General features: G+C 63.4%; 11 protein-coding genes. 7 read left to right on the forward strand and 4 right to left on the reverse strand.

The window, feature by feature from the left end:
• Positions 1 to 15: 15 nt before the first annotated feature.
• Together Q0974_RS04610 and Q0974_RS04615 are read right to left on the reverse strand one after the other, a co-directional pair.
• Entirely contained in the window at positions 16 to 1,986 is a 1,971-nt protein-coding gene (locus tag Q0974_RS04610) for a proprotein convertase P-domain-containing protein (protein WP_299323195.1), read from the reverse strand.
• A gap of 111 nt (positions 1,987 to 2,097) precedes the next feature.
• Positions 2,098 to 2,847 carry a 16S rRNA (uracil(1498)-N(3))-methyltransferase gene (locus Q0974_RS04615; RefSeq protein ID WP_299323198.1) on the reverse strand — a complete coding sequence of 250 codons (750 nt, stop codon included), beginning with the start codon at positions 2,845 to 2,847 and terminating at the stop codon, positions 2,098 to 2,100.
• 67 nt (positions 2,848 to 2,914) lie between these two features.
• On the opposite strand from Q0974_RS04615, the gene ubiA reads away from it, so the two are divergent.
• From ubiA to Q0974_RS04630, 3 genes are read left to right on the forward strand one after another with little or no spacing between them, the layout of a single operon-like run.
• Positions 2,915 to 3,826 (forward strand): 4-hydroxybenzoate octaprenyltransferase, encoded by a 912-nt coding sequence (ubiA, locus tag Q0974_RS04620; RefSeq protein ID WP_299323200.1) that lies wholly within the window; start codon positions 2,915 to 2,917, stop codon positions 3,824 to 3,826.
• Between the two features lie 35 nt (positions 3,827 to 3,861).
• Positions 3,862 to 5,208 carry a TldD/PmbA family protein gene (locus Q0974_RS04625; protein WP_299323203.1) on the forward strand — a complete coding sequence of 449 codons (1,347 nt, stop codon included), beginning with the start codon at positions 3,862 to 3,864 and terminating at the stop codon, positions 5,206 to 5,208.
• Entirely contained in the window at positions 5,201 to 5,977 is a 777-nt protein-coding gene (locus Q0974_RS04630) for a 3'(2'),5'-bisphosphate nucleotidase CysQ (protein ID WP_299323205.1), read from the forward strand. The genes Q0974_RS04625 and Q0974_RS04630 overlap by 8 nt, the downstream gene beginning before the upstream one ends.
• A 40-nt stretch (positions 5,978 to 6,017) precedes the next feature.
• On the opposite strand, the gene Q0974_RS04635 is transcribed toward Q0974_RS04630, so the two are convergent.
• On the reverse strand, positions 6,018 to 7,019 hold the full coding sequence (locus Q0974_RS04635; RefSeq protein ID WP_299323207.1) for an Mrp/NBP35 family ATP-binding protein: 1,002 nt from the start codon (positions 7,017 to 7,019) through the stop codon (positions 6,018 to 6,020).
• 70 nt (positions 7,020 to 7,089) lie between these two features.
• Here Q0974_RS04635 and Q0974_RS04640 point away from each other — a divergent pair, with 70 nt between their 5' ends.
• The 4 genes from Q0974_RS04640 to Q0974_RS04655 all read left to right on the forward strand — a co-directional run bounded on the left by Q0974_RS04640 (position 7,090) and on the right by Q0974_RS04655 (position 12,469).
• The gene (locus Q0974_RS04640) at positions 7,090 to 8,238 is read left to right on the forward strand and encodes a protease modulator HflK (RefSeq protein WP_299323209.1); all 1,149 of its coding nucleotides are present in this window, start codon (positions 7,090 to 7,092) and stop codon (positions 8,236 to 8,238) included.
• Complete coding sequence (locus Q0974_RS04645; protein ID WP_299323210.1) at positions 8,235 to 9,107, forward strand: protease modulator HflC; 873 nt, start codon at positions 8,235 to 8,237, stop codon at positions 9,105 to 9,107. The genes Q0974_RS04640 and Q0974_RS04645 overlap by 4 nt, the downstream gene beginning before the upstream one ends.
• 115 nt (positions 9,108 to 9,222) lie before the next feature.
• The gene (locus Q0974_RS04650; protein WP_299323723.1) at positions 9,223 to 10,776 is read left to right on the forward strand and encodes a Do family serine endopeptidase; all 1,554 of its coding nucleotides are present in this window, start codon (positions 9,223 to 9,225) and stop codon (positions 10,774 to 10,776) included.
• A 100-nt stretch (positions 10,777 to 10,876) separates the two neighbouring features.
• The gene (locus Q0974_RS04655; RefSeq protein WP_299323212.1) at positions 10,877 to 12,469 is read left to right on the forward strand and encodes a helicase HerA-like domain-containing protein; all 1,593 of its coding nucleotides are present in this window, start codon (positions 10,877 to 10,879) and stop codon (positions 12,467 to 12,469) included.
• Here the strand turns inward: Q0974_RS04655 and Q0974_RS04660 are convergent.
• Positions 12,466 to 12,882: a thioesterase family protein gene (locus Q0974_RS04660; protein WP_299323214.1), complete on the reverse strand. Its 417-nt coding sequence runs from the start codon at positions 12,880 to 12,882 to the stop codon at positions 12,466 to 12,468. The two genes, Q0974_RS04655 and Q0974_RS04660, sit on opposite strands and share 4 nt — an antisense overlap.
• Positions 12,883 to 12,956: the final 74 nt, after the last annotated feature.

Here is a 12,956-nt window from a genome sequence, read left to right on the forward strand (position 1 = left end):
AAGCGCCGTAGCGGCTCAGTCGACGGTCGTACGGAATTTGAGCGCAAAGCTCGCATTCGGGCCAAGCGAGGCGGCCGTGGCGGTAATCGTCGTCCCGCTGATCGATGCGCCGAACGGATCGGTTTCGTCGGCGCCCGCTGCGTCATCGTCTTCCGCGGTTGTTGCCGCCGCGCAATTGGCGCCGCTCGTCATGCTACCGGCGGTATAGGTCATATTGGCGGGCAGGGCGTCGGTTGCGGTGATGGACGTTGCCGTGGCCGAGCCCGGATTGGAGACGAGGATGCAATATTCGATGACCGCGCCCGGAATCCGGTAGGGGTCGGTTTCGTCATTGACCGGATCGCTGATTACCGAGCTAATTTTCGTAACGCTGAGCGTTGTTTCGGGGTTGCAGAAGACGAAATCGTGGATCGAGGCGGCCTGGCCGTCCGGATCGGCCGGTGCCGTGGTGTGGTTGCCATAGACGATCGTCACCGTGTCGACCGGCGAGAGGAAGGTGACGACGACATTGCCATCGGCCGATGTGCCGCCCGAGCCGGCATCGCCGATCGCGACGTTGCCGGTCACATAGTTGGCGACGCCGTTGGTGAGCACGGGTATGACCGGCGTGCCGTTGAAACTGCCGGTGACGGTCAGTTTGTCGGCAAAGTCGTTGGCCGCGAAATCGATGTCGAAGACATAGAATTGCAGGCCGGGCACAGCGGTCGGCAGGGTCACAACGGTGGTCGCGGCCTGATCCCGGTTCGTATATTCGAGGAACTGGTACAGCGCCTGTTCGGTCGTGCCGAAGCCGCCCGTATTGTCGGTTGTATCGTCGGGCGAGGAATTGACGAAGGTGCCGTCCGTGCTGATCGCGAAATTGATCGTGCCGATATTGGTCACCGCATAGCTGGTGTTGAGCGCACCGGCCGTCCAGGCGCGGGTGTTCCAGTCGAAGACGGTCTGGTTGATCGCCGGGCAAATGGTGGTGAGGCTGGGCGGCGTACCGGCCGTGCGCGTGCCGGACACGGTGAAGGTCGATGTGTCGTAATCGTCCTCGCCGTTCGCGCCGTTATTGGGTGTCGAATCTAGATCAATCGCTGACGAGGCCGTGACCTCCGCGCTGGCGGTTACGATCGCGCCGGAGGTGGCGTTCACCGTCGCGGTGATCGTTAGGGTGCGGGTTTGGCCAGGCGCGATGGAGGCGACCGTCCAGACGCCGGAGCCGCTGATATAGGTGCCATCGCCGCCATGCCCGGTATAGGTGACGCCGAGCGGCAGGCTGGCGTCCACGGTCACGCCGGTTGCGGTTTGGGTCGAGCTGCCGGAGTTCGTCAGCGTAATCGTATAGGTGATGCTGGTGCCATTCGCCGGGCTCGTATTGCTGACCGAGTGGGACAGGGAGAGGTCGGCATAATTGGCCGGCGCATCGGTCAGATAGAGATCGGCGCGCTGAAAACTGCCATCGTCCTGCGAAGGGAAGATATCGCAGATCTCAAGCCGCCATGTGCCGGCGGAATTCTCGCCATCGAACGCCGAGAGCGCGGCATTGGGTATGAAATCGTGCTGATAAAATGGCCCGGTTGTGGAATGGGTGACAGTATTACCGTCCGTATTGACCGTTTGCGTGCCCTCATCGTTGAGGCGGACGTTAAAATTATCGCCCGATACGTTGTTGGCATCGCCATCAACGAGTTGGACTCGTGTGCCGGCCGGCGACTGCAAGGTCAGCCGGATATCGCCGCGCCATGTATGCGTCGCGAAAAGGCCGAGATCGACATCCGAGATCGCAAAGGAATCGCTGACGGAAAAATTGCGGACGAGCGACGCAGCGCAGGTGGTGCCCGAATTGATGCCGCCCGTAGTCGTGTTCGAATAGGTGGTTGTGGTCTGCGCGATCAGCGGCGCGGCGCCGAAAGCAGTCAGGCACAGGGCAAGGCACGCGCCAACGGCACGCCGCAGCCAAACGGCCGGACCAATTACCGGCAATTGCCCATCCCCACTCATAGAGAAAGGATTAACCAAACACGCTGAAGATTTCGTAAAGGCCGAAGCTATGCGGCGCACTTCGCTAACACGCTGTATTTGAGGGCTAAAACCTGCTTTCGCTGCGTCCGGCTAGTCCGTCCAATCGCCGCGCCCTGCCATCCAGAGGCTGATCGCCGCGATTGCGGCCGTGTCTGCCCGCAATATGCGCGGGCCGAGCGATATCGGTACAGCATTCGGAAGAGCCGTGATCGCCTGGTCTTCGGCCTCGGTAAATCCGCCTTCGGGTCCAATGAGGATTGCCGCCGGGCCGTCCTGCGTGGCCAGAGCTGTACGGAACGATCCGCCGCCGCGCTCTGCGGCATAGAACAGCGTCCGATCCACCGGCCAGTCCGCAAGGAGCGCGTTCAGCGATGTCATCTCGGCCAGTTCGGGCACGGCCGTGCGTTCGCATTGCTCTGCTGCTTCGATCATATGCGCCTTCAACCTGTCGGGTTTGAGCGTGCGGACAATCGTGCGCTCCGTGCGCACCGGCACGAGCCGCGCGACGCCCAGCTCGCACGCCTTTTCGGCTAGCCAGTCGATCCGGCCCTTCTTGATCGGCGCGAAACAAAGCCAGAGATCGGGGACCTGTTCGCGTTCCCGGAGTTTGCCCTCGACACGCAGCACCGCGTCGCGCTTGCCGATATGGGCGAGTTCGGCCAGCCACTCGCCGGTCCGATCGTCGAACAGCTTGACCTGCGCGCCCGCCTTCAGCCGCAGCACGCGCACCAGATAATTGGCCTGGGCCGCATCGATGACGATCTCGCCATCCGCCTCTAACGGCGCATCGATGAACAGGCGCGGCAGACTGTCGGGTGGCCAGGCGGGCGTTGCGGGCATCAATTGTTCCTATGCCGGTATCGTCGAGCTTGTCCAAGCCCGTATTGAGCGGATAGGGCGGTGCGCGATGGAAGCGCAATCCTCCGTACCCGATACCGAACGCCACTGGCTGATCGCCGCACTGCCGCCGGCCGCGCGTCCCTTCGGGTTGCTCGCGCGGTTCGACCGGCCGATCGGCTGGTGGTTGCTCTTCTGGCCCTGCGCCTGGGGCGTGGCGCTAGCGGGCGGTGCGACCGAGCGCTGGGACCTGCTGCTGTGGTTTCTGCTCGGCGCGATCGCGATGCGCGGGGCGGGTTGCGTCTATAACGATATCGTCGACCGCGATCTCGACCGGAAGGTGGAACGGACCCGCTCCCGGCCCCTGGCCAGCGGCCGCACGTCTCTCAGCGCAGCATGGATCTGGCTGGTCGCGCTGTGCCTGATCGGCCTCATCGTGTTGCTGCAGCTGCGATGGGAGGCGCAGCTTGTGGCGCTCGGCAGCCTGGCCCTTGTCGCCGCTTATCCGTTCATGAAACGCATCACCTGGTGGCCGCAGGCCTGGCTTGGTCTTGTGTTCAGCTGGGGCATACCGGTCGGCTGGGTCGCGATTACGGGCGAGGTGGCACCCGCCATGTTCTGGCTCTATGCCGGGTCGGTATTTTGGGTCATCGGTTATGATACGATCTACGCCTTGCAGGATATCGAGGATGATGCGCTGGCCGGCGTGAAGAGCACGGCGAGACGGTTTGGCGCGCATGCGCGGTCCGGGATCGCGTGTTTCTATCTGCTGGCCCTTGTCTGCTGGTGTGTGGCGCTCTGGCAGGTCCGTCCGCAATGGCTGGCGCTCGCGGCTTTGGCGCCGGCTGCGCTGCATCTGATCTGGCAGGTCGCGACGTTGCGGGCAGAAGACGGCAGCGATGCGCTCACAAAGTTCCGTTCAAACCGGGAGACCGGCCTGCTTGTCGCGCTCGCCTGTTTCGTCGTCGGGGCCACGGCCTAGGTGACAAGCTTGCATCACCTCCCTAAATCGCCGCCATGCTCACCGTCACCGAAGCGCAGCAGCGCGCCGCCGATCTCGTAACCGCCGCCAAGAAAGCCGGAGCCGATGCCGCCGATGTCCTCTATTCGGGCGGCATTTCAACCGAAGTGCAGGTGCGCCTTGGCGAGCTCGAAGATGTCCAGCGATCCGAGGGCCAGGAGATCGGCCTGCGCTTTTTTATCGGCCAGCGGTCGGCCAGCGTCTCCTCGTCCGACTTGTCCGATGCCGTGCTGGCGACGCTCGTGGAACGCGCGGCAGCAATGGCGCGCGAGGCGCCGGAAGATGCCTATGCGGGGTTGGCGCCGGAAGATCGGCTGTTCGGCGGCGATCTGCCCGAACTCGATATCGACGATGGCGGCGATGCCGAGCCCGAAGCGCTTCGCGAGAGCGCGCTCGAAGCGGAGGATGCGGCGCGGGCTGTCGATGGCGTCACGAACAGCGAGGGCGGCGGCGCGTCCGCGAGCCGCTCGATCATGGCGCTGGCGACAAGCCATGGATTTTGTGGCGGCTATCAGGCGTCGAGCTATGGCGTTTCGGCGAGCGTGATCGCCGGCGAGGGCGGCGGGATGCAGCGCGACTATGCCTATCGCACCGCGCGCTATCTTTCCGATCTCGACAGCGCGGCCAGCATCGGTACGCGCGCTGGCGAGCGGACGGTCGCGCGGCTGAACCCGGCGAAGATCGACAGTGGCGCGATGCCGGTCGTTTTCGATCCGCGCGTATCGGGCGGCCTTCTCGGCCATCTTATCGGCGCGATCACCGGCTCGGCGATTACTCGCGGGACAAGTTTTTTGCGCGACTGTCTCGAAGAGCAGGTCTTCGCCGATGGCGTGACGGTGCGTGACGATCCGTTGCGCAAGCGCGGACTGCGGTCCCGGCCTTTCGATGGCGAAGGTCTGCCGGTGACCGATCGCGCGATCATCGAAGACGGCGTGCTCATAGGCTGGCTGCTCGATAGCGCGTCGGCGCGGCAGCTTGGGTTGGAGCCCACCGGCCATGCCAAGCGCGGGATCGGCGGCCCGCCGAGTGCCGGCGCCACGAATCTGCATTTGGAGCCGGGCGAGCAAACGCGTGACGACCTGATCGCCGATATCGAGAAAGGCGTGCTCGTCAATGAGCTGATCGGCATGGGCGTCAATCCGGTGACGGGCGATTACAGCCGTGGCGCCTCCGGGTTTCTGATCGAGAATGGCAAGATCGGCGCACCGGTGGCGGAGATTACGATCGCGGGTAATCTCAAGAACATGTATCGCGCGCTGACGCCGGCGAGCGATCTCGAATTCATCCGCGGTGTCAACACGCCGACCGTCCGTGTGGAGGGTATGACGGTGGCGGGTGCCTGACGTAACGCCCGAAGCGATTGCCGCCATTGCAGCCGAGGCGGCGCATCTCGCGTCCGAACGCTGGCGCGGCGAACTCGAAATATGGGATAAATCGCCCGATCATCCGGTGTCCGATGTCGATCTGCTCGTCGATGGCTTTCTGCGTGAAAAGCTGACCGCGCTCGATCCCGACGCCGGTTATCTTTCGGAGGAAACGACCGACACCGCCGCCCGGCTCGGCAAGTCCCGGGTCTGGGTCGTCGATCCGATCGACGGCACGCGCGATTTTATCCGGGAACGCCCGGGCTGGTGTGTGTCCGTCGCTCTGGTGGAGGATGGTCAGCCGATTGTCGGTGCGCTCGAGGCGCCGGCGCGCGAAGAGCGCTGGCTGGCGAGCGCGGGACAGGGCGCGACGCGCAACGGACAGACGTTGCGGGTGAGCGGTCGTACTGAGCTCCCGGGCGCGCGCGTGCCGTTCGCGAACCTGCCGAAGGATTCCGATCTTGTCGCCGTCGCCCAGCCCAATTCCATTGCGCTCAGAATTGCGATGGTCGCGGCGGGCGAAGCCGATCTCGTGGCCACACTGCGCTGGGGCCATGAATGGGATGTCGGCGCGGCCGCTCTAATCGCGCGCGAGGCGGGTGCCACCGTTACCGATGCATTCGGGGAACCGCTAACCTTTAACACCCATGCCGCGGAGGCCTTTGGCGTTCTCATTTCGACGCCTGCAATCCACGCAGCGGCCGTGGAGCGATTGCGCGAACGGGCCGAACAATTATCGGTGCGCTAAAGCCCGAGCCGCGTTATTGCATATGGCTTCAAAGGCGCAGCTACTGCGATCGACCTATCCAGTCAGTCAACTTCCCTGCGACGGCGTTGAACGCGCCGGCACCGCTGCCATTGCTCGCCGCCGGCGGAATGCCCTCATCTGAAGCGGTCCGGATTCCGAGATCCAGCGGGATGCGGCCGAGGAAATCGAAGCCGAGTTCTTCCGCTGCCGCTTCGGCGCCGCCCGTCCCGAACGGGTTCGAAATCGCGCCACAGGCCGGGCATTCATAGCCGGCCATATTCTCGACAAGCCCGATAATCGGCACATCGGCTTCCTCGAACAGATGGATGGCCCGCTTGGCGTCGATCAGGGCAAGGTCTTGTGGTGTCGAAACGATGATCGCGCCCGCCGGCTTGTATTTCTGCACCATAGTGAGCTGCACGTCGCCGGTGCCGGGTGGCAGGTCGATAATCAGCGTTTCGGTATCGCCCCATTCGGCATCGATAAGCTGGCCCAACGCCTTGCCGGCCATCGGTCCGCGCCAGGCGATCGCCTGGCCGGGCTTCACGAGTTGCCCCATGCTGAGCATCCCGATTCCGAAATCGGTCGGCACCGGCACGAGCTTCTTATGCTCGGTGGCGGTCGGCTTGCGATCTTCGACGCTCAGCAGGCGCGGCTGGGACGGTCCGTATATGTCCGCATCGATCAGCCCGATCCTAAGGCCCCGGCGCGCCAGCGCGATGGCGAGATTGGCGGACAGCGTCGATTTGCCGACACCGCCCTTGCCCGAGCCAACGGCGATGATCCGCCGCGTCGTGCGTTTGCTGGTCATGGCGACGCGCACTTTTTCGACGCCTGCTATCGCGCCGAGCGCGCGGTTGATGTCTGCCTCGATCAGCGCGCGTTTGTCGGCGTTGATATCAGTCACGTCGAGGATGACGCTCGCGATACCATCGGTGAAGCGTGGTGCGGGTGCGCGGCCGGAATCGATAAGGCCCTTGCCCGAGACTGGATCGGCGATGGCGTTCAGGGCGGCGGAGAGCTGATCGGCGATGTCTGTCATATCGATCAAATAGGAAGCCCAACACCAAATGACACTGTTTTTCCCGGAAAGGGTTCCTATAAAGAGGCTCATGAGCGTTTTTACAGGTCTGGGCGCCAGAATTGGCTCCATTTTCAATAGCGAGGGCCGTGGTCCTTGGGGTGGCCGCGGCGGCGGCGGATCGGGCAGCAATGGCTCGGGCGGTAACGGTTCGGGGGGCGGGGGCGATGACGGCCCCAAAAACCCATGGTCCCAACCGCCGCGCAAACGCCCGTCCGGCGGCCAGGGCGGTCCGACCGCGCTCGACGAGCTTCTGAAACGCGGCCGCACGCAATGGGGCGGCGGCGGTGGCCGTGGCCCGGACCTGCCGACATTTGGCGGCCGGCCGATCTGGTTCTGGGCGATTATCCTGCTCGTGGCGCTCTGGATTTTCTTCACCTCCTTCCATCTGGTCGGTCCGCAGGAACGCGGCGTGCTGACGCGCTTCGGCAATTATGTCGGTACTTATCAGCCGGGGCCAAACTTCTCCTTCCCTGCGCCGATCGACCGAGTGCAGATCATCGATGTCGACAATATCCGCACGATCGATATCGGCGGAACCGGCGCCGACGCGGAGAATCGCGTGCTGACCGGCGACCAGAATATCGTCGATCTCGCCTATCAGATTCGCTGGAACATCAAGGAACCGCAAAATTATCTGTTCCAGATCGTCAATCCCGAGGAGACGATCCGCGAGGTCGCCGAAAGCGCGATGCGTGCTGTGATCGCGCGCGTGACGCTGGACGACGCCATCGGCGCGGGTCGCGGCGAAATCGAACAACGCGTGCAGGCTCTGATGCAGGAACTGCTCGATGGCTATGGCGCGGGTGTGCTCGTGCAGGGCGTCGCGATCGAAGAAGCCGATCCGCCGTCCGCGGTGGAAGAGAGCTTCCGCCGTGTGTCCGCCGCGCAGCAGACGGCCCAAACCTATCTCAATAACGCACGCGCCTATGCGCAGCAGCTGACCGCCCGGGCCCAGGGTGAGTCGGCCGCCTTTACGCGGGTCTATGAGGAATACCGCCTCGCCCCCGAAGTGACGCGCCGCCGCATGTATTATGAAACGATGGAGCGCATCCTCGGCAGCGTGAACATCACGATTGTCGAAGCGGACGGCGTAACGCCCTACTTGCCGCTGCCCGAAGTGCAGCGCCGGGTACGCCAGCAGGCGACGCCCGCGCCCGAGGCAGGAGAAACGCAATGAGCATCGCAACCCGCGTCGCGCGTAACCCTATCGCCTATGCCATTCTCGGCGTCGTGCTGATCGTTCTGGTCCTGAGTTCTTTCTCGATCGTTCCGGAAACGCGTCAGGCCGTGATCGTGCGCTTCGGCGAACCCGACCGGATCGTGAACCGCTATCAGCCCGGCGAAACATTCGGGTCGGGTAGCGCAGGGCTGATGGCGCATATTCCGTTTGTGGATCAGGTCGTGTGGATCGACCGGCGCATCCAGAGCGTCGAGATGGAGCGCCAGCAGGTGCTCTCGACCGATCAGCTCCGCCTGCAGGTGGACGCCTTTGCCCGCTATCGGATCGTCGATCCGTTGCAGATGTACATTTCGGCGCGGACCGAGGAGCGGGTGAGCGAAGCGCTACGCCCGATCCTCGCTTCCTCGCTCAGAAACGAGCTTGGCCGCCGGCCCTTCGCGGCGCTGCTGAGCCCGGAACGCGGCCAGGTTATGGACAATATCCAGGACAGTCTGAACCTTGCCGCGCGCCAATATGGCGCGGAAATCGTCGATGTGCGGATCAAGCGCGCCGACCTGCCCGAGGGCCAGCCGCTGGAATCCGCCTATCGGCGGATGCGCTCCGCGCGTGAACAGGAAGCGCTGACGATCGAGGCGCAGGGCGCGAAGCAGGCGCAGATCATCCGTGCGGAAGCCGATGCCGAAGCGGCGCGGACCTATGCGGAAGCCTTCGGCGCGGACCCCGATTTTTATGATTTCTACCGCGCGATGGAATCCTACCGCGCGACATTCGGGATCGATCGGCCGGCGGGACCAGACGATGGCGAGGCGGCGATCGTCATGTCGCCGGACAACGAATATCTGCGTCAATTCCGTGGACTGCGCTGACGGTTCGACCAACGACAGCGCAATACCCTATGTTCAATATGTGTTAAGGCGCTATTCCGCAGCTCACAGACAGGTGTCGTAAAAGATTTAGCGGAGAGATTGGAGAATTATGACCGTGCGTTACGCTTATGCGATAACAGGAATTCTTCTGGCCAGCGGAACGGCAGCGACACTGGCGCTGCAACAGCCGGTCGGCGCCCAGGTTGCGCAGAATGCGCCGACAACCATGCCGCAGGTCAGCGCGCCCGGCAGTTTTGCCGACCTAACGGAGAGGCTCGCACCGGCCGTCGTCAACATTTCCACGACTCAGACGATCGAGATACAGCGGCGCAACCCGTTTTCCGGCAGCCCGTTCGACGATTTCTTCCGGCAGTTTGGCCGCCGCGGCGATAACGGACCGATCACGCGTGAAGCGACCTCGCTCGGCTCGGGTTTCATCATTTCGGCGGACGGCTTCGTCGTGACGAACAATCACGTGATTTCTTCGCGCAGCCGCAATGGGCGGCCGGGCGGCGATCCGGTGGACACCATCACGGTGATACTGTCCGACCGTACCGAATATGAGGCGCGGGTTGTGGGCCGGGATCCCTCGTCCGACCTCGCCGTGCTGAAGATCGATGGCGATAACCTGCCCTTTGTCGAGTTCGGCGATTCCGACGATCTGCGCGTCGGCGACTGGGTGATCGCGATCGGCAACCCGTTCGGCCTCGGCGGAACGGTCACGGCGGGCATCGTTTCGGCGCTGCAGCGCACGATCGGGCAGGGCGGCGCCTATGACCGCTATATTCAGACCGACGCGTCCATCAACCAGGGCAATTCCGGCGGCCCGATGTTCGATATTCAGGGCAATGTCGTCGGTATCAACAGCGCGATCTTCTCGCCGACCGGTGGCAATGTCGGCATCGGTTTTGCAATTCCGGCATCCGAAGCGCGGCCGATCGTCGAAACGCTGATGCGCGGTGAGCGCGTGCAGCGCGGCTATCTCGGCGTCAGCATTCAGCCGATGACCGACGCGATTGCCGATTCGCTCGGCCTGCCAGCCAATCGCGGTGAGATCGTCGCGCGAGTTGAACCGGGTGAAGCGGCCGAAGCGGCCGGTATCCGCCAGGGCGATGTCATCGTCAGCGTCAATAACCGCGATGTGACGCCGGACGATACGCTGTCCTACATTGTCGCGAACCTGCCCGTCGGGTCGCGCGTGCCTATCGTGCTGATCCGCGATGGCGAGCGCATCCGCGTCACGGCAACGATGGGCGAACGCCCGACCGACGAGGAGCTTCTCCGCCGCGCCCAGCAGGGCCAAGAGGACGAAGACACGCTCGAAGAACCGACTAAGGAAGAACCGGGCAGCGATGAATCCGAGGCGACGATGGAGGCTATAGGTATCGGCTTCCAGACGCTGACGCCGCAGATTGCCCGCCAGATCGGCGTGCCGAGCGGCGTGCGCGGTCTGGTCGTCAACCAGGTCGATCCGTCGAGCGATGCGGCCCAGCAGAATATCCGCCGCGGCGATGTGATCCTGTCGATCAACCGCACCGCGACGCTGCAGCCGTCCGATGCTGTGCGGGTCATCCGCGAAGCTCAGCGCGCCGGGCGGCCTTCGGTGCTGCTGCTGCGCCAGCGCGGCAATACGCCGCCGGCCTTTATCGGCGTCGATTTCCTCGACTAGAATAGAAGGCCCCGTTGCCTTTATGCGGCGGGGCCGTTCTCCTGGCTTGCATCGGCGATGCCGCCCGGTATCGTTTTCCCGACTATGAGGGGACGTATCTATGGCTGACTCGGCAGGGGTTTTTCTCGGGCTCGGTGGCGGCGAAAAACAATATCTCAATCTGGCGCGCGCCAACCGGCACGGCCTGATCGCCGGCGCGACCGGCACCGGCAAGACGGTCACGGTGCAGGGCTTGTGCGAGAGCTTTTCGAATGCGGGCGTGCCCGTGTTCGTGGCTGACGTAAAGGGCGATCTGTCAGGCGTCGCGATGCCGGGCAGCGAGAGTTTCAAGCATCATGACAAATTGGTCGAACGCGCCGAGACGATCGGTCTCGAAGACTATGGCTACGCCGACAGCCCGACGATCTTCTGGGATTTGTACGGCCAGAAGGGCCATCCGATCCGTACGACGATCAGCGAGATGGGGCCGCTGCTCCTCGGCCGTTTGATGGACCTGACCGACGCACAGCAAGGCGTGCTGGAGATCGCGTTCCGCTATGCAGACGATGAGGGAATGCTGCTGCTCGATCTCGAAGACCTGCAGGCGATGATGGTCGCGACGTCGGAAAATGCGAAAGACTTGTCCGCGCGCTACGGCAATGTCGCGCGGCAGAGCGTCGGTGCGATCCAGCGCAAACTCCTGCAGTTCGACAATCAGGGCGCGGCCGAGTTTTTCGGTGAGCCCGCGCTCGATATCGACGATTTCTTCCGTACCGATGATCAGGGGCGCGGCTTCGTCAATATGCTGATGGCTGATAAGCTGATGGAGAATCCCAAGCTCTACGCCACCTTCCTGCTCTGGCTGATGAGCGAATTGTTCGAATCGCTTCCCGAGGTTGGCGATCCGGATAAACCGAAACTCGTCTTCTTTTTCGACGAAGCGCATCTGCTGTTCGACGACGCGCCCGACGCCTTGCAGGACAAGATCGAACAGGTGGTGCGCCTGATCCGCTCAAAAGGGATTGGCGTTTTCTTCATCACGCAGAATCCGATCGATATTCCGGAGAAAGTGGCCGGGCAGCTCGGCAATCGCATCCAGCATGCGCTGCGCGCCTTCACGCCGCGCGACAAACGGGCGATCAAGGCGGCGGCCGAGACCTTCCGGATCAATCCCGATCTCGATGTCGAAACGGCGATCACCGAGCTCAAGGTCGGTGAGGCGTTGGTTTCGACGCTGATGGAGGATGGTGCACCGTCTCCGGTCGAGCGCACGCTGATCCGGCCGCCTTATTCGCGCATGGGACCGATTTCGACCGGCGAGCGCGCGGCGATTATCGCGGCGTCTCCGATCGGCGATGTCTATGCCGAGCGCGTCGACCGCGAGTCCGCTGCCGAGTTGCTGGAACAAAAGGCGCAGGACGCAACGGAAACCGCGCAGGAGGCCGAGGAGCGGGGCGAAGAGGCCGTCCGCAAGCGCTCGCGCAAGTCAAAGGGACTGGTCGAACGCATGCGCGATGCGGCGGTGCGTTCCGGCATGTCGTCCGCGGGCCGCAAGCTCGGCCGCACGCTGACCGGCCGGTCGAGCCGCGCCAATCCGACGCAAACCGCGGCTTCGGCGGCGGGCGGGGTGCTCAGTCGCGAGATTGCAGACAAGCTGGGCGTACCCGGCGCGTCGGGCTTTATACGCGGCGTATTGGGTGGATTGCTGCGCTAGCGCTCGGCTTTTTCAGGCAGGAACAGCGCGGCGATGTCGCGCGCGATATATTTGGGCCGCTGGGTATCGGCATCGATGCAGCACCAGCGCGATTTCACTTCGGCCAGCACCTCCTCGCCACGCTTGATCACCGTGTCGTAGAAGGCGCTTGCACCCTGCACCTTTTCGACCACCACCGATGCGATGACCGTATCGTCCAGAAAGGCGGGCTTGCGATAGGTGATCTCATGCTTGAGCGCGACCCAGAGATGGGCGGCTACGGCCTGGGGCGGGGCGATCTTCTGCCAATGGGCGAGCACGGCTTCCTGCACCCATTTGAGATAATTGGCGTTGTTTACATGACCCATGAAATCGATATCGTCCGATTCGACGGCGATCGGATGGTCGTGGCGGGGCAGGGTGGTGTCGGTCACGGTTTCGCTACTCTGTTACGCTGGCAGGCCATTTATAGTTTACATTCATGTCAGTAAAGCGACAATGAACGAAA

The sequence above is a fragment of the Parasphingopyxis sp. genome (genome assembly GCF_028279465.1).
GTDB lineage: Bacteria > Pseudomonadota > Alphaproteobacteria > Sphingomonadales > Sphingomonadaceae > Parasphingopyxis.